Origin of the sequence: Salinicoccus sp. Bachu38 (genome assembly GCF_038561955.2) — a bacterium.
In the GTDB taxonomy this organism is placed as follows: domain Bacteria; phylum Bacillota; class Bacilli; order Staphylococcales; family Salinicoccaceae; genus Salinicoccus; species Salinicoccus bachuensis.
Genome location: NZ_CP138333.2, coordinates 2,308,049 through 2,325,750, shown reverse-complemented (window position 1 = coordinate 2,325,750; position 17,702 = coordinate 2,308,049). Strand labels below are relative to the sequence as shown.

Below are 17,702 nucleotides of genomic sequence, written 5' to 3'. Positions count from 1 at the left end.
AGGAGGCATACATACGATGAGAAAATTACTACTATTGGTTTCATTCACAGCAGTACTATTGGTATTGGCGGCATGTGGCGGCGAAGAAGAGAATGCAGCGGGTTCTGAAGAAGGCGAAGGGGTCAGAACAGTGGAAGTCGCTGTGTCTTCATCCTCCCGTCCGTTGAGTTATGTCGGTGACGACGGAGAACTGACAGGCTACGAGGTCGAACTGTTGCGTGCCGTAGACGAAAAGCTTGAGGACTATGAGTTCAACATTGAAGGCGCCAGCGACAGTGCGGGCGAAATCGGTCTTGATACGGGTCAATATGACCTGCTTGCCCAGGGACTGATTCTTTCCGAGGAGAGGGAAGAAAGCTACCTGATTCCGGACGAAAGCAATGGTCCGAGCCTGATGAAGATCTTTGCGACAGGAGACCAGGAAGGTGAAATCGAAAGCCTCGATGACCTGCCTGGAAAAAATGTAGTGCCGGTTACACCGACAGGTGGTGTCTACAACCTGCTGAACAGCTACAATGAAGAGCATCCGGACAATCAGATCGAGTTCGAAACTTCAGACGGCGGAATTCCGACTTCAGACCGTCTGCAGGAAGTGAACGATGGGGTGTATGACGCGTTCGTAAATCCATCAAATCTGGGTCAGCAGGAGATCATAGAAGAAGCGGATCTCGACATCCATGTGACGGAACCGGTGGAAATCAATCCGACATACTTCCTGATCCATGATTCCGAAGAGAATGCTGAACTTCGTGACAAGGTCAGCGAAGCGCTGGCTGAACTGAAAGAAGAAGGCGTCGTGTCCGAACTGTCCAACGAATTCTACGGGGAAGACATCCTGCAGTACGAAGAGTAGAAATGGCAATGAATGAAGAGGAGGGTCAATCATGGATATCCAATATATGATAGAAATATTTCCACAGTTCTTATCTGTGATTCCCATAACGATTCTGATTGTCGTACTCTCCGCTGTATTCGGCCTGCTGCTCAGCATTCCGGTTGCTGCGATACGGATCAGGAAGATACCTGTTCTCAGCCAGCTGATGGGGGCATATATATCCTTCACCCGGAGCACACCGATACTGCTGCAGCTGTTCCTGTTCTTCTTCGGCCTGCCGGTGCTGCTGCAGCTGATCGGGTTCGATATAACGAACATCGGCGCCATCACCGCCGCAGTGGCCTGCCTAATCTTCTTCAATGGTGCATATATGTCGGAAGTGTTGAGGCCGGCATATCTGGCAATCGATAAAGGCCAGCACGAAGCGGCGGAGAGCCTCGGCTATACGCCGTTCCAGAAGATGAAAAGGGTAGTCATCCCGCAGATGGCACCAATCGCGCTGCCGGGTCTCGGCAATGCGATGATCCACCTCATCCATGACAGTTCCCTCGTCTTCGCCATCGGTGTCGTGGACATCATGGGCATGGCGACGATCATGAGCGGGGATACATTCGGCATGAAGCAGGTAGAAGTGTTCCTGACAGTGGCGCTCATCTATTGGGGCATCTCAATGGTCTCCGAGCAGATCATCAGACTGCTTGAGCGCAGGAAGAAACGGGTGCTCAGAAAGACAGGCTACGAGCTGAAGGAAGAGGAGGCGGGCTACAGTGTTTGATATCATGACCGTTTTCGAAAGCTTCATCGAAATCCTCAAAGTCGTTCCGAAGACACTGTTCCTGGCGCTCATCATCCTTGTCCTTTCATTCACGCTCGGCGCAATGATTACCTACATCCAGAGTTTGAACATACCGGTGGTCAAACAGGTCATCGGCGTCCTGCAGTCATTCCTTAGAGGTACACCGAATGTCGTGCTCCTCTACCTGGTCTATTATTCATTGCCGCTCGTGCTCGCATGGTTCCTGGGACTCTTCAATGTCACGTTCGACCCGACGAGCCTGAATTCCACGGCCATCGTCATCGTGACATTCAGCATCTGCTATTCCGTCTTCCAGTCCGAGATCATCAGGGGTGCCCTGCATTCACTGGATAAGGACCAGATAGAAGCGGCACAGTCGCTCGGCTACAGCACCACCCAGGTATTGAGAAAAGTCATCATCCCGCAGGTCATGGTGGAGGCACTGCCCGATACGATGAATGCATTCCTGATCATCATCAAGGCACTGTCACTCGCCTTCCTCGTGACCGTCGTGGACATCTTCGCCCAGGCAAGGCTCGTCGGTGCGCAGAGCTTCAGTTATTTGGAAGCATTCGTCGCCGCAGCGTTTGTATATTGGGGCATATGTGTACTGCTTACGTACGTCATCGATAAGCTGGAGAACAGGATGAGAAGAGGATATGCGTAGAATTATTGGTGAAGTATAAGCCAAAAATATAAATAATGATTCCAGAGGACCTGAGGAGATCAGGTCCTTTTTTATTGAAGAAATAGAAAACAGTTGACTGTGCCATTACGAGTGAAAAATTATATTATTTCATCAGACCACTGCGTATACAACAATATATGTAAAGAATATCCTTGATTACAATGAAAGTTATGAATTGGATTACGAAAAATTGCATGATGCGATTAAAAATAAAGTAGATAAGTTCTTTAGAAACGACCTGAAAGAATTGGAGAAAACAGTTCTGGAAGGGTATGAAATTGAAGCATAGTAAATAACGACGCTCTAAAAATAGAGCGTCGTTTACTTTAGTTATTTCTACATATGTTTGCTCAAGTCCGGGTATCCTGTAACTTCCCAAGCGCCATCGACGACAAGGCTCGTCCCATTTATATAGGAGGCATCGTCTGAAATGAGGAAGAGTGACGGTGCAGCGATTTCTGCCGGTTCTGCGGCTCTCTTTTCGGGGATTCTTTCCATGAAAGCCTCATGAAGCGCTTCATTTTCAAAGAATCCTCCAGTAAGGGGTGTTCTGACAAGTCCGGGCAGAACGGCGTTCACTCTTATTTTATGTTCCGCAAATTCCAGTGCTGCGTTTTTAGTAAACATTTCGACACCGGCTTTGGCAGAGGCGTATGCAGCACCATAGAACATGGGTACGTGCGCATTCAGGGAAGAGATGTTTACGATGGCGCCCCCGTGTTCCTTCATGGCGTTGGCTTCATGCTTCGTAGAAAGGAAAATGCCATTGAGTACGATATCCACTGTTGTTTTCCAGTCTGCGTAATCCTGCTCCATGATGAGACCTGATTTGCTTAACCCGGCTACATTGAATCCATAGTTCAACTTACCAAACTTTTCTACTGCAGTGTCCACAAGGTTTTTGACATCGGGTTCTGAAGTAACATCTGCTACAACCCCGATTACCTTTTCAGGGTATTTTCCTTCAATTTCTTTGAGCTTTTCTTCATTCAGATCGCCAATAGCCACTTTAACGTTGTGTTCCAATAACTGTTCAACGATTGAATATCCAATTCCTGAAGCACCACCGGTGACCACTGCGACTTTACCATCCAGACCTTTCATGGGACTCCTCCTTCTATACTGTGTATTTCTACATCAAGTATATAATAAAAGAATATGGATTGGTTGGAAAACGCTTACAATATGAAGTGAACTTATAATTTAGCCTGTAATATTTGCATACACTTTGTAATTTTAAATAATAAAAGCCTTGAATGATGGATGATTTTCCAACATTCAAGGCTTAGCTCTTTTGCCATTGTCTTCTCCCTGTTTCCCTTACTACTCTTTATCCCCATACTTTCTAACCCTAAGCAATGCCTGTTCTGCATGGCCGGCGAAGTTCTCGAGCTGGCATAGTCTGGCTGCATATTCTCCAATGTAGGCACTCTGTTCTTCGGATGTGATCTTCTGATATGTGACGGTCTTGAGGAACTTGCCGACCCACAGGCCGCCTGTATACTTTGCTGCACCTTTTGTAGGCAGAGTGTGGTTGGTTCCGATGACTTTGTCACCATATGCAACATTGGTTTCAGGTCCGAGGAAGAGACAACCGTAGTTTGTCATGTTTTCCAGGAAGAAGTCCGGGTTTTTGGTCAGGATTTCAACATGCTCGAATGCCAGCCTGTCTGCTTCTTCCAGTGCCTCCTGCTCATTTTCGACCAATATAATCTGTCCGTAGTCTTCCCAGGATACACTGGCCACATCAGCAGTCGGGAGGACTTTCAGCTGTCGTTCGATCTCTTTTACCGTTTCCTCTGCAATTTCCTTGGAAGTGGTGATCAGTGCGCCAGGGGAGGTGGGGCCGTGTTCACCTTGGCCCAGAAGGTCGGTTGCAATCATTTCAGGTTCACTGGTTTCATCAGCGACAACAAGTGTTTCAGTCGGACCTGCAAACAGATCGATGCCTACGCGTCCGTAGAGCTGCCGTTTTGCTTCTGCAACAAATGCATTCCCTGGACCGACTATCATGTCGACAGAATCAATACTTTCCGTCCCTACAGCCATTCCCGCCATGGCCTGGATGCCGCCAAGGATGTAGATTTCATCCGCTCCTGCCTTGTGCATGGCGTATACGGTGGCAGCAGGAATCTCCCCATTGATCGGAGGTGTGCATGCAATCACTCTTTTGACGCCTGCGACTTTGGCGGTAAGCACACTCATGTGGGCTGAAGCGACCATCGGATAGCGCCCGCCGGGAATGTAGCAGCCGACACTGTTCACGGGTATGTTCTTGTGTCCAAGTATTACGCCGGGCATTGTTTCGACTTCGATATCCTTCATGGATTTCAGTTGCTCTTCAGCAAACTGTCTTATGTTGTTCTGTGCAAACTCAATGTCCTTTTTGGTCTGTTCGGGAATTTCTGCAATTATATCCTCTATCTGTGACTGGCTCAGCTGGAAATTTTCGGGGCTCCAGTCATCAAACTGCTCTGAGAGCCTGCGAACTGCCTTGTCCCCTTCGTCTTCGATATCCTTTATCGTAGATTGGACAATCTTGGAAACCTTATCGTCACTCTCCTTTATTTCCTCGGGCATCTTGCCTTTTTTCAAATATGTTGCCATCCTCATCTCTCCTTTTTTGAATACGTATGCAAAAAATTATATAAAACGCTTGATATTTAGAGGTGTTGAATATAAGATAAATGAAACCGTATTCATTTGTCAATAAATATTGAGTTTTCTAATTTTAATTTTAAAAAAGGGGTTGCTTATGGAATACTTTAAAGATCTGGCGGGTCAGAAAGTTCTTGTGACTGGCGGAAGCAAGGGTTTGGGCAGAGACATTGCGATGCGTTTTGCAGAGTGTGGTGCCACGGTAACCATTACGGGAAGAAATGAAAAGGATCTTTCCGAGACCACGAAGGAACTTCAGGACATGACAACGGATTGCTCATACATCGTTGCCGATATGCAGGACGTTCAAAGTGTATATGAAATGGTGGACGAAGCTGAATCCAGGATGAAGGGCATTGATGTTCTGGTAAACAACGCAGGTGTCAATATTTTGCAGGATGCATTCGATGTAACCGAGGAGGACTGGGACAAAGTGCTGGATACGAACTTGAAAGGAGTGTTCTTCTGTTCCCAGCGTGCCGGCAGATATATGGCTGAGCAAGGCAGGGGGAGGGTGATCAATATCGTATCCCAGATGGCTTTCGTAGGATATATAAAGCGTGCTGCCTATTCCTCAAGTAAAGGAGGAGCGGTCCAACTGACGAAAGCGTTGGCAATTGAATGGGCGGATAAGAATATCAAAGTGAATGCAGTGGCGCCGACTTTCGTCAAAACGGCTTTGACAGAGAAGTTCCTGGAGGACGAGGATTTTTATCGGGATGTGCTGAGCAGAATACCACTGGGCAAAATCGCCGAGCCATCGGATGTTTCTGGTGCCGTGCTATTCCTGGCTTCAGATATGGCCAACTTCATCACAGGAGAGACAATAAAAGTGGATGGTGGATGGACTGCCATATAAAAATGGCGAAATTCGATGTTAATAATTGTACAACCGCCTGTTGACAAAATTATAAGATAAATGTTTAATGAAAAATGTAAGCGCTTGCGAGGTGTGAAATGGTATCTTCCAAAGATATTGCAAAAAAAGCGGGGGTCTCCCAGTCTACGGTTTCACGGGTGATTAATAATCCCGCATCAGTCAGGAAAGAAAAACGGGAAGCTGTGGAAAGGGTGATGAAGGAGCTGAACTACAGGCCTGATTCTGTAGCCAGGTCGCTGATCAGCAACAAGACCAATCAGATTTCCTTGATTTCAGGCACCCTGAACAACCCATTCTTTGTCGAGACGACAAAGAAGATCATCAACTATGCATATTTGAAAGGCTTTAATGTAAATGTCTATTTCGAAGAGGACTTTCCGAAAGATGATCTCTATAACACTGTGTTCTCCCAAAGGACGGAAGGCATCATACTTTCCTCCATGTACTTCAACAGTCCCCATTTTGACGACCTTGTCAATCTTGATGTCCCTTACATAATGTTCAACCGCAAGCACGAAAAGGGGGGTAATTTTGTTGAATTGGACAATTACCAGGCAGGAGAAATGGCTGCCAAGTATCTGATTGAAAAGGGCCACACCAGTATTCATTGGTTCGGGGGAGAGTTGGAAAAATCGACCTTTCGCGGAAGGTATGATGGTTTCTGTGATTCGATGAAACAGCATGATGTGGAAGTGCCGGCATCCAATGTTTCCATCACGCCTCAGAATCCGGTGGCGATAGAACAGGAGCTGAACGAAGTGCTGTCGAAAAAGGAGCGGCCCACAGCAATATTTGCTGCGACAGATATGATTGCCATGAAAATCATGGATGTGCTTCAAAGAAAGGGTTTTTCCATCCCTGATGATATTGCTCTGATAGGGATAGATAATACTGAGCTGAGCCAGCATAGTTCGTTTGACATCACTTCGATAGGTTTGGAGCAGGGAAGGAATCTGGGAGAAATCGCCATAAGACATCTGATAGAACAGATTGAGGGTCGAAATGACAGTCTGATACAGGAGACTTACTCATGCCAGTTATATGAAAGGGGCACGGTATAGTTTCCCCTTAAATGAATACGTATTCATTTAAAAGCATCACCCCAAATAATGACTTTGGAGGTCACGTAATGAATTATATGGAACTGCTGGATAAGGAAATCGCGAAGGATAAGGAATTCAACCTGGATACTTATCCATACGAATATTTTGGTGATTTGAACACATTTCAAATCTACGACTTTGATAAGGAAAGCCTGACTGAAGTAGTCCAACGTTCCCAGAAAGCTTTTGAACGGTTCAGGCGTCACAGCAGCTACGACCGTACGGACATCCTTTTGAAGGCTGCTGGGCTGCTGGAAACCCATTCAGATACGATGGCAGAAATCATAAGTCTGGAAGCCAAAAAGCCGATCAAGGCTGCAAGGCAGGAAGTGAGCAGATGTGTGCAGACCTTGAAGCTTTCAGGAATCGAAGCGTCAAAGCTCGAAGGGGAATCCATCAACCTAGATGTTGCCCCGAATGGCTCTAATAGGGAGGCATTTACGAAGTACGAACCGCTTGGCATCGTGTATGCCATGACGCCATTCAATTTCCCTCTGAACCTGGCGCTTCATAAAATTGGTCCGGCAATTGCGGTGGGCAATTCGGTGATCATAAAGCCCTCTGAGAAGACACCTTTCTCCTCCTTCTTCATCAGGTATATTTTTGAAGAAAGCGGTCTGCCGGAAGATGTGCTCCAAATAGTCACCGGAGATGGAGAGAGGGTCACCGATCATTTGCTTGAATTTGATGAAATCAAGAAACTTTCGTTTACGGGCAGTGCCAGAGTAGGAAAGATCATCAAATCCAAAGTGGGGCTGAGAGAACTCACTCTGGAGCTGGGGAGCACATCACCCGTCTACATCACCAAAGACATCGATGATTTCGAGGGGATAGCAAAGAAGGTCGTGAATGGTGCATTTTCATATAATGGACAGGTGTGCATAAGTACCCAGAAGGCCTATATCGATGAGGCAATCTATGATGAGTTCATCTCGCACTTGAAGACGCAGACTGAAGCTCTGAAGTATGGTGATGTGCTCGATGAAGCGACGGACTTCTCGGATCTCATTGATGGACAGAGCCAGGAGAGGATAGCCGAATGGCTGGAGGAAGCGGTACAGGATGGTGCTGAAATCATCACTGGCGGCGAGAGGATCAATGGCAGTGTGACGCCTGCCATCGTGGCAAATACATCTGATGATATGAAAATATGCACAAATGAAATATTCGGTCCGGTTCTTGTAGTGGAAAAGGCAGCATCGACGATGGAAATGTCCGAGAAACTGAATGCCTCTGAATTCGGTCTGAATGTGGGTGTCTTCACGAATGATCTGAAGAGAGCCCTGAAGCTTGGCAATGCGCTTGATTATGGCCAGGTCCTTATAAACGATGTCCCTACATTGCGCTTTGACCATATGCCATACAACGGCAGGAAAAACTCGGGATATGGCACTGAAGGCATCAAATATGCCATCAGGGAGATGGCGAAATTGAAAATGATCAGCCTGAACTATGAATGAAATCAAATTCAACCTGCCGATCCTGATTTCCCAGTGGCACGTAATATACAAGCCGCTGCCTTTCTTGGGCAAGAAGAAGCTCAGGCATATGCTGGCGACTGATCTTATCCAAAAGGAGACTTCCTTTTTAACTGATGACTACGAGGCATATAGAGAGAAGAAGTATCCTTATACAATTCCGGTGGAAATGATCTATGACATTGGAAAGAACGGCTATGATCTACTCAGGCATCATTATATGTACAAGAAGAAAAGTTGGAGCTATCCGGAAATAGAGAAGGTGGACCAGTATTACATCTACCTCCCCTATCGGATTACAGAGGAGAATGGAGGCTATGTCCTTCATGAAGAAGTGAGCGGTATGCGCAGGAAGCTTAAGAAGAACGATGAGATATACAAAATGATAATAAGGGGATGAAATTGCGATGACTTTTTTGTATATAATTTTTGCAGTCAATTTCACAACATGGGTAGCAATGTATCTGATCCTGTTCAAGACGTCATTCCTGAACGGGAAGAAGGGGGTTAAATGATGGATAGTGTAATCATGTGGTCATGGATATTCATGAGTATCTTCATAGGAGCCATGCTGGTTTTCGGTTATCTTGGGATGAAAAAGACACATACGAGTGATGATTTCGCGACAGCAAGATCCAGTTATGGTCCCGTCACCATTGCGCTTGTAATCAGTGCGGGTATTGCCAGCGGATCCACTTTCATGGGTATGCCTGGACTTTCATATGCTTTGGGGGCACCATCACTCTGGTATCCCTTGCTTTACCCGGTAGCTACAGTATTTGGTATGCTGTTCTTCGCGAAAGCGATCAAAGAATATGGGGATAAGCTCGGAACCCGGACCATTCCTGAATTCATCGGAAATCGCTACAACAGTAATATATTAAGACTGGTATTGGCAGTCATATCCATTCTGCTGATCTTCTACGTCATTTCACAGCTTGTTGCAGCTGCGACCATGTTCCAGATAATGATGGGGCTTGATTATGGTGTGGGCATCATCATTACAATCGTAGTCATAGGAATCTATGTATTCCTGGGTGGCTCCCACTCGGATATTATGACTGATGCCGTCCAGGGAGCGCTGATGGTGCTGATTGCACTGACTGTTGTCGTCTGTTTCGCATTAGGTGTAGGTGTGGAAGGCGGCTTCGGTGAACTGATCGATAGAATTACGGAAAGAAGGCCTGAAGGCCACTTTGGACAGCTGTTCATTCCAGGCGATGAAACGTATGGAAGCATCTGGCTGGTACTTCTCTTGCTGATTGCCCACCTGCCGTTTGCTGTACAGCCTCACCTCGGGAATAAATTCATGGCGGTCCGCTCAAACAAGGACCTGAAAAAGCTGCTCATGTTCACGACTATATTTGCGACAATCCTCCCACTTATGGGTCTTGGGGGCATGCTTGCGATCGGAGTATTGGATCCGAGCACAGATATAAGGGCAGATGCGGTAATTCCTACGCTATTCACTGAAATCTTCCCGCCATTTCTAGCGGCATTCCTGGCAGTCGCTGTCCTTTCTGCAGTAATGTCCACTTCTGATGGTCTGGTAGTATCATTGACACAAATACTTGCCAACGACATATTCAGACTGTCGATCGTGCCGAGGACGAAGATGAGTGAAGAGAAAGCTGAGAAATATGAGCTTGCGATAAGCAGGTATTCAACATTTCTGTTCCTCATGCTTGCAGGCATAGTCGCCTGGAACCCGCCGGAGTTCCTCTCCATATTCATGTGGATTGGTATCGGTGGTATTGTTTCGGCAACAGCCGGACCACTTGTCGTCGGTTCGCTATGGAAGAGAGCCAACAGGACATCGGCGATTACATCACTGGCAGCGGGTACAATCGCGTATTGGTTCATTTACCTGCCATTTGGACTGGATGTCTCCAACCCATTCGCTGCAGCGGGCATGGGCGTAATAATATCCATGGCTGTCATGGTAATCATGACCCTGGTCACTTCGAAGCCTGGAGATAACAACCTTGTGCAATTTGAAGATGCTCAATAAAGGGAGAGATGAATATGAAATTGATATCACCCGCACATATACATCACGGGGTGGATTCCACTGATGAGATAAATGATATCGTCAAAGAAATGGACGTAAAGAAAGTCTATATCCTATGTGACCCAATACTGGAAGAGCTGGGCTCTACCGGCAAAATAAAATCCATACTTGATGATCAGGGTATCAAGTATGAATTATCCACAAATGTAATGGCCGAACCTTCAGTTGAAAAAGGGAATGAAATCGTTGAAGAAGTCAGGAAGGCTTCCCCAGATCTTATTATTGGGCTGGGGGGCGGCAGTACTCTCGACCTGGTGAAAGCTGCATCACTGATTGCAGTCCAGGAAGGAGAAATTGGAAACTATCTGAATTTGACCGGGGATAAAAAACTCGGCAAAGAGAAAATACCGAACATACTGATGCCGACAACTTCTGGAACAAGTGCGGAAATCACTGATATCGCGGTATTCTCGACTGGAGACAGCAAGGATGCCGTAACCGACCCGCTCATGCTGGCAACTTATGCCATCATTGATCCGGTATATACGTATTCCCTGCCGCCCAAAGTCGCAGCAGCAAGCAGTGTAGATGCCTTCACCCACGCGATAGAAGCGTTCACTTCTGTAAACGCGACTCCAATAACCGACAACTTGGCCATGGGAGCCATCGAAAAGATCTACAACAATGTCAGGGAAGGTGTATGGGACGCTAAAAATCATGAAGCCAAAAACGAATTGTCTGCTGCGAGCATTATGGCAGGATTAAGCTTCTACAATGCAGGTGTCGCTGGCGTACATGCGCTAGCATATCCTTTGGGTGGGAACTTTAAAATTCCTCATGGTGAATCAAATGCAGTGCTCCTCCCATATGTCTACAATATCATCCAGAAGTCATGCAGCAATAAGCTGTCGAAGCTGGCACCAATATTTAAAATCGATACAGCAGGCAAGGATTCGATGGCAATCGCTTCAGAAATAGTGCAGAAGCTTTTCAATCTTGTAGAAGACGTGGGTCTGCCGAGAAATCTCCAGTACTATGACATAACGGAAGATGATATCGAGCTTCTGACGAAGAATGCCCTAAAGCAGACAAGACTGCTTGTCAGAAGCCCATTGGAGCTGAAAGAAGAAGTTGTAAGAAAAATATACACCGATGCATTTGAAGGGTGAGTCGTTTATTCAAAGAAAGGGAGGAGATCAAAAATGATCCCCTCCCTTCCTGTGCGTCCACTCATCCAACATACATCGGCTTCAGGATGACGTGATCCCCAACATCGAATTGTTCAGTGATCGGTCTGTGTACAATCATTGTCCAGCCGTTGTACTGTACGGAGTGGTGCTACTCTTTACCTTGGAACTGTTTCGTCACTATCTCTCCATACTTACGTTTCTGTGTTTCGTTTGGATAGTTGTCTTTTATCCGCAACGAGGCTGCCGTCAATATGGATGGTGCCATCTAATGATGAAGTAAAAACCATAAGTGTCATGCTCAAAAAGCATGACACTTATGGTTTTTGATATTAATCATCTATATCAGATGTTGAAATGAGAGGTGTTCCTAATTGTAGTGTAATGCGCTGTTATGGCCCACAAGGTCTGGGTAATCCGAAATGATTCCATCAACACCATAATCCATAAGTTCATTGATCCGTGATTGATCGTTTATTGTATATGGAGCAATCTTCATGCCGTGATGATGAATTTGGCTGACAAGATTTTCATCCACCATCTGATGATTAGGATTGACATAATCAGCGTATGTGGAGAACTGGGCGAGTTGTTCATCAGATATGCCTTCAGCGTCATAGCCTACGAGTACGCCGGTGGTGACATTCGGAAGGAGTTCATTGAAATATTCTATTGAACCGTGGTCGAATGATTGTACAATGATCTTCCCATTATTTGGCTTGTCCATACTCCTTTCTTCCAATGCAGCAGCAAGCCTTTCTTCAATACCAGGGTGCTGGGATGGATTTTTGATTTCAATCAGGATGCCTGTTTTTCCCCGGTATGCATCGAGTATTTCTTCCAATGTAGGAATCTGTTCTCCAGCATATTGGGGTCCAAACCAGCTACCGGCATCCAACTGTTTCAATTCTTCTAGGGTGAATGCATCTATTCTCCCTGAACCATCTGTCGTTCTGTCGACCATCGCATCATGCATTAAGACTACTTCACCGTCTCTGCTCAATTGAATATCTATTTCAATATAATCTGCCTTCATTTCCAAAGCCTTATCAAATGCTGCCATTGTATTTTCAGGGGCATAACCGGAAGCGCCCCTATGTGCGATGTTCAGCGTATGTTTTGAGGCATGGTCAGCCATGCCGCTCTTTCCAGCTGCCGAAACTGTATGTTGTCCATTCGATACTACCAATGCGCCTATTAAAAGGACTATCGTCAATAAAGTTTTCACCAAGGTGTCTGCAAAGTTTTTCATAATCTTCTCTCCTTTATTAAAATTATTCCGGTTTTGTTCTGATCAGGGGGACTGCAGCAAACTGTAGTTCCATCCTATTCTGTACAAATTGATAATCAACCGTTCAGTTTTCTTCGAACCCTCCTCGTAAAGTGACGTACATAAACAGACTAATGGAAAAATATTCAGACACGATGAAGTTCGTGTTAATATGCTGTAAATGTTCCTAACATCATGAATGTATCAGGGCGTTTTTCATCTGACCTTGCATGGTCTTCCAATGTTCCCATCCCTTATTGAGTGATCATAAGAAAAGCACCCTTCAAAGCGTATACTTTGAAGGGTGCTGGTTGAACGCACGATTATTCTATTCCTCATACTTCCTGCTTTCTTCCTTCTCCTGTTCCTTTTCCTTCTGGCGCTGTTCCTTCAGCTTCTCATGTCGCTGGCGCTGACGGTGTCCGTATGTGCTGTCGAGGACGACCTGTTCATCCTCGAAGGCGGAACCGACGGCCCCGATGATTGTCGAGAGGCTTGCCCCGATCCATGAGGTGTAGGCATAGATGCCCAAGTGCACAGGGGAGGATGTATAGGACTCAATCTGGGCGGGTGACATGAGGAGAAGCGTCAGGGTCAGAAACATCATGAACAGAATAACGTAGTATATGATGACCGTCAGGAGCAGTGTGAAGAATGTGGTTGCGTTATACAGTTTTCTTAGGAAAGCGGTGTGTTCATCATTTTTTCTTTCCCATAGACCATGGGCCAGGATGATCCAAGTGGTGAGGGCCAGAATTGAAAAGATGGTCATCAGGACGGCACGTGGCACGCTGTAATTTGTACTGAGCTGCCATAATGTCTGGAATACAAGGGCATAGGCGCCGGTTGTGAAGGCGATGACGATAATTTTTCCGAAGGCGGGAAACATCTGCCATGGCTCATTGGCGAATACCATGCCCGAGACAATCCGTATCATCCCCCCCAGCCGTGTTTTGACAGTATACCGGACATCCACGCCTGTCTCCTCTTGCTCGGGTGTTTCCCGGATGAGGGGGGCAAAGCGTTCGAAGAGGCGTGTACCGATGAGTGCTCTTGAATTTTTGTTCCTCAGGGCATCAAACTTCTGCCTCCTTTGTGATTTCAGGTTCGCCTCGGAAGCTTTCCGTCCTTCATCTGAAGTTCCGTAGTACATTTCATTGATCAGCTGCAGGATGGCTTCCTGCACACGCTTTCTCATCATTGTGAAGCCGAAGCCCGGCAGGCTGAGGAAGGCTGCCCCCCTATCCTTGAGCGCTTCCGCCACAACCGGCTTCTTTTCCTTGAAAAGCGGGAGGTCGGTCAGGACAATGATATAGTCCCATTCTTCGCGCTCCTGTCTTCTAAGGACGGCATCAAGCACTTCCGTCGAATCGTTCGTGCCGCCGGTAAGTATATCTTCATAGTAATGGACCTCCCACTCATAATCATCGGTAATGTAGTAGTCGAGCATCTCTGGCAATTCATCCACCAGCTCCGCACCAAAACGCTCTGCGATACCGGGTGCTGTAATCAATGCGATGCTTTTCTTCGTCATCCAGGTCACCTCCTGTTGCCTATTTCTGCGCTTCCTTTCTTATAACCGTAATACAGGTAAACTATTCCTATATCAGTATGTTTTTCATGTTTTTAAATGATGCCGACATTTCTGTGTTTGCATGGGGGCATGTAGGGTAGCTGTAAAGCATCATGAATTGCGGAAGGGGATTGGTTATGATCAAGGCACTGGTGTTCGATGCATATGGCACATTGTACGATGTTCATTCGGTGAAGGCGGCATGCGACTCGGTTTTCCCGGAGAAGGGGGAGGCGATCAGTGTGACCTGGCGGAAGAAGCAGCTGGAGTATTTTTTCCAGAGGCAGCTGATGGGACGGTACCGGCCATTTGATGAAGTGACCCGGGAGGCACTGCGGTACGCATGCAAGTCGGAAGGGGCAAGCCTTACAAAGGAAAGTGAAGATATGCTGATGGATGCCTATCTGGAACTTGAATTGTTTGAAGAGGTGGAAGATGTGCTCGAGAAGCTATCGGATAAACAGCGTGTCGTATTCTCGAACGGCTCGGAAAACATGATTCGCCCGCTCGTCAGCGGTTCCGGGATTGCCGGTAATATCGATATGGTCATCAGTGCAGATGAAATCAAGCAGTACAAGCCGGCTGCTGCCGCCTATGCCCATGCACTGGATCGATTGGATGTGGAAAGGGAGGAAGTGCTCTTCATGTCATCGAATTCATGGGACATCATGGGCGCGGCGAGCTTCGGTTTCCATACGGCATGGATCAACCGTGGCCGGCAGCAGCCTGAAACGTTGGATATCCAGCCCGACCGGGCATATACGGATCTGAATGGCATACTCGAATGGTTTTAGGCATATGAAGGGACAGGGGCGTCTTATCGCAGTCTTTGCCCCTGTCCTTCTTATAAATTATGGCCACCCCGGTGTATTTTGCATATAAAGCTGATATGATTATGCTTGAACCTTAAAAGCGTTTCATAAAGGCAAAGATTAAAAGAAAGAAGCGGTCATATGGAAATAGTGTCACTCATCGCAATACTTGCCGTCGGCATCGTCGTTGGCTTCATCAACATCGTCTCAGCAGGCGGTTCCATGCTCACACTGCCGATGCTGATATTCTTCGGTCTGCCCTCCAATGTGGCGAACGGGACGAACCGGATCGCCATCTTGTTCCAGAATGGATTCGCACTGTACCAGTTCCATAAGAATGGGCACCTGAATTGGCGGTTCGGCCTGCTCCTTGCGATTCCGACGACCATCGCCTCGATCTATGGCGCACGCATTGCCGTCAACATCGCAGACGATACATTCGATACCCTGCTGGCCACATTCATGGTCATTTTCGCAGTCCTGCTCATCATCAAGCCGCAGCGCTACATAAAAGGAAAGTTCAATCCGAAGATTTCCATCCCATTGCTGGCAGTCGCATTCATCCTGATCGGCATATATGGTGGTGCACTCCAGGCAGGGGTCGGCTTCTTTATCAGTCTGACACTGCTCATGCTCATCCCGAGGATACCGATGTCGGAAATGCATGGCATCAAGACGCTCGTCATTGCCATCTATATTTCAATATCGACTTTCGTCTTCATCTTCAACGACCTGATCAGCTGGAAATTCGCCATCGCACTCTCCATCGGTTCCGCCATCGGCGGTTCCATCGGCGGCAGGTATGCGAGCATCCTGCCGGACAAGTTGCTGGAAAGGATATTGATTTTCGCAATCATCTTCTTTGCGATCATACTGTTCATCAGATAGGGGTACAGGCTTGAAAATGAAAGACCGCCGGTTGGAAATCATTCCAACCGGCGGTCTTCTGTGTGGAGCAGCAATCTCTAGTGTTGCGTCAGGTATTCATCGAGTTCCCACTCGGTAATCTGTGAGCTGTACATCTGCCATTCGAGCGTCTTGTTGTCATAGAACTGCTTGTAGATGTGCTTGCCGAGCGCTTCCTGGATGACGGTGTCTTCCTTCAGTGCCTTGAGTGCGGTATAGAGCGTCGTCGGCAGATCTTCGATGTTTTCGACATCCCTCTGCTTCTTCGTCATCTCGTAGATGTTCTCGTCGACTGGTGTATCGAGCTCGGTTTCGTTGCGGACACCTTCGAGCCCCGCTTTCAGGATGGCTGCGGTCGCAAGGTACGGATTTGCGGAGGGATCGAGTGACCGTACTTCTGCACGTGTCGCCGCACCGCGTGTGGAAGGAATTCTGAGGAGCGGCGAACGGTTGCGTCCGCTCCATGCGATGTACTTCGGTGCCTCAAAGCCGGACTGCAGACGCTTGTAGGAGTTGACGAGCGGGTTGCAGACGGCGGTATATCCTCTGGCATGGAGCAGCAGCCCCGCCATGAAGTGGCGCATCTCCTTGCTGAGGCCGAATTCGTCGTTTTCGTCATAGAAGACGTTCTGTCCATCGCGGAAGAGGGAGACGTTATAGTGCATGCCGCTTCCCGGGTGTCCATAGAGAGGCTTCGGCATGAATGTCGCATGCAGGTTATAGCGTCTCGCGATTGTTTTTGCGACCAGCTTGAATGTCTGCAGGTTGTCGGAAGATGTGACGGCGTCTGCATACTTGAAGCTGATCTCTTGCTGTCCCGGGGCGTTTTCATGGTGGAACATCTCGACTTCGAAGCCCATCTCTTCCAATGTGCGCGAGATTTCACGACGGCATTCCTCGCCGTCATCCATTGCAGCCAAGTCGAAGTAGCCGCCCTCATCACTCGGTTCCGTAGTCGGATTACCGTTTCTATCGAGCTTGAAGAGGAAGAATTCCGGCTCGGCACCAAGATTCATGCCTTCATAGCCCATTTCCTCCATTTCCTTGACGACCCTTTTCAGATTTGATCGTGGATCTCCTTCGAAAGGGTTGCCGTCGATGTCATATACATCACAGATCAGTCTGGCGATTCTCTTGCCGTTGTGCTCCCATGGGAAGATCACCCAAGTATCCAGGTCGGGTTTCAGGTACATATCGGATTCTTCCAGCCTGACAAAACCTTCGATGGAGGAGCCGTCGAACATCGCTTCACCGTCAAGCGCCTTCTCAAGCTGACTGGCTGGTATTTCCACATTTTTGATTGTGCCCAGAATGTCAGTGAACTGCAGTCTGACGAACCTGACATTTTCACTTTCCGCAATCCTTAAAATATCTTCCCTCGAGTACTCACTCATAAAGTAAACACGCTCCTAAAATTTTTGTGCCTTTGATTTTGGACACTATTCCATACTCTTTAACCTTAACATTGAAAGGCTAAACGTAAAAATAATAAACAGATTTTTCTG

At 47.2% G+C, this 17,702-nt stretch carries 16 protein-coding genes; 11 read left to right on the top strand and 5 right to left on the bottom strand.

Features of this window, described 5'->3' with window-relative positions; all coding sequences use genetic code 11:
• The first annotated feature begins 16 nt into the window (after positions 1–16).
• Genes RQP18_RS11785 through RQP18_RS11775 form a run of 3 tightly spaced genes read left to right on the top strand, consistent with a single transcriptional unit; the run spans position 17 to position 2,298 of the window.
• A complete protein-coding gene (locus RQP18_RS11785; RefSeq protein WP_342387877.1) occupies positions 17–853 on the top strand; it encodes a transporter substrate-binding domain-containing protein in 837 nt (278 codons plus the stop codon).
• 31 nt (positions 854–884) lie between these two features.
• Positions 885–1,610 carry an amino acid ABC transporter permease gene (locus tag RQP18_RS11780; protein WP_342387876.1) on the top strand — a complete coding sequence of 242 codons (726 nt, stop codon included), beginning with the start codon at positions 885–887 and terminating at the stop codon, positions 1,608–1,610.
• Complete coding sequence (locus RQP18_RS11775) at positions 1,603–2,298, top strand: amino acid ABC transporter permease (protein ID WP_342387875.1); 696 nt, start codon at positions 1,603–1,605, stop codon at positions 2,296–2,298. Before RQP18_RS11780 ends, RQP18_RS11775 begins: the two co-directional genes overlap by 8 nt.
• A gap of 357 nt (positions 2,299–2,655) precedes the next feature.
• Here the strand turns inward: RQP18_RS11775 and RQP18_RS11770 are convergent, their stop codons facing one another.
• Together RQP18_RS11770 and hisD are read right to left on the bottom strand one after the other, a co-directional pair.
• Positions 2,656–3,423: an SDR family NAD(P)-dependent oxidoreductase gene (locus RQP18_RS11770; protein WP_342387874.1), complete on the bottom strand. Its 768-nt coding sequence runs from the start codon at positions 3,421–3,423 to the stop codon at positions 2,656–2,658.
• Between the two features lie 219 nt (positions 3,424–3,642).
• Entirely contained in the window at positions 3,643–4,926 is a 1,284-nt protein-coding gene (hisD, locus tag RQP18_RS11765) for a histidinol dehydrogenase (RefSeq protein WP_342387873.1), read from the bottom strand.
• Positions 4,927–5,074: 148 nt separating this feature from the next.
• Here hisD and RQP18_RS11760 point away from each other — a divergent pair, with 148 nt between their 5' ends.
• The 6 genes from RQP18_RS11760 to RQP18_RS11735 all read left to right on the top strand — a co-directional run bounded on the left by RQP18_RS11760 (position 5,075) and on the right by RQP18_RS11735 (position 11,618).
• Positions 5,075–5,836: an SDR family NAD(P)-dependent oxidoreductase gene (locus RQP18_RS11760; RefSeq protein ID WP_342387872.1), complete on the top strand. Its 762-nt coding sequence runs from the start codon at positions 5,075–5,077 to the stop codon at positions 5,834–5,836.
• A 98-nt stretch (positions 5,837–5,934) separates the two neighbouring features.
• Positions 5,935–6,918, top strand: coding sequence for a LacI family DNA-binding transcriptional regulator (locus RQP18_RS11755; protein WP_342387871.1), 984 nt, complete (start codon positions 5,935–5,937; stop codon positions 6,916–6,918).
• 68 nt (positions 6,919–6,986) lie between these two features.
• A complete protein-coding gene (locus RQP18_RS11750) occupies positions 6,987–8,420 on the top strand; it encodes an aldehyde dehydrogenase family protein (RefSeq protein WP_342387870.1) in 1,434 nt (477 codons plus the stop codon).
• Positions 8,413–8,838 carry a hypothetical protein gene (locus tag RQP18_RS11745; RefSeq protein ID WP_342387869.1) on the top strand — a complete coding sequence of 142 codons (426 nt, stop codon included), beginning with the start codon at positions 8,413–8,415 and terminating at the stop codon, positions 8,836–8,838. The genes RQP18_RS11750 and RQP18_RS11745 overlap by 8 nt, the downstream gene beginning before the upstream one ends.
• A gap of 111 nt (positions 8,839–8,949) precedes the next feature.
• A complete protein-coding gene (locus RQP18_RS11740) occupies positions 8,950–10,449 on the top strand; it encodes a sodium:solute symporter family protein (protein ID WP_373446069.1) in 1,500 nt (499 codons plus the stop codon).
• Between the two features lie 14 nt (positions 10,450–10,463).
• The gene (locus RQP18_RS11735; protein ID WP_342387867.1) at positions 10,464–11,618 is read left to right on the top strand and encodes an iron-containing alcohol dehydrogenase; all 1,155 of its coding nucleotides are present in this window, start codon (positions 10,464–10,466) and stop codon (positions 11,616–11,618) included.
• 388 nt (positions 11,619–12,006) lie between these two features.
• On the opposite strand, the gene RQP18_RS11730 is transcribed toward RQP18_RS11735, so the two are convergent.
• Complete coding sequence (locus RQP18_RS11730) at positions 12,007–12,888, bottom strand: glycerophosphodiester phosphodiesterase (protein WP_342387866.1); 882 nt, start codon at positions 12,886–12,888, stop codon at positions 12,007–12,009.
• Between the two features lie 346 nt (positions 12,889–13,234).
• Complete coding sequence (locus tag RQP18_RS11725; protein WP_342387865.1) at positions 13,235–14,440, bottom strand: hypothetical protein; 1,206 nt, start codon at positions 14,438–14,440, stop codon at positions 13,235–13,237.
• Between the two features lie 176 nt (positions 14,441–14,616).
• On the opposite strand from RQP18_RS11725, the gene RQP18_RS11720 reads away from it, so the two are divergent.
• Positions 14,617–15,273, top strand: coding sequence for a haloacid dehalogenase type II (locus RQP18_RS11720; protein WP_342387864.1), 657 nt, complete (start codon positions 14,617–14,619; stop codon positions 15,271–15,273).
• 159 nt (positions 15,274–15,432) lie between these two features.
• Complete coding sequence (locus RQP18_RS11715) at positions 15,433–16,179, top strand: sulfite exporter TauE/SafE family protein (RefSeq protein ID WP_342387863.1); 747 nt, start codon at positions 15,433–15,435, stop codon at positions 16,177–16,179.
• A 77-nt stretch (positions 16,180–16,256) separates the two neighbouring features.
• Here RQP18_RS11715 and glnA read toward each other — a convergent pair whose 3' ends face one another.
• Positions 16,257–17,591: a type I glutamate--ammonia ligase gene (glnA, locus tag RQP18_RS11710; RefSeq protein ID WP_342387862.1), complete on the bottom strand. Its 1,335-nt coding sequence runs from the start codon at positions 17,589–17,591 to the stop codon at positions 16,257–16,259.
• Between the last annotated feature and the right edge of the window lie 111 nt (positions 17,592–17,702).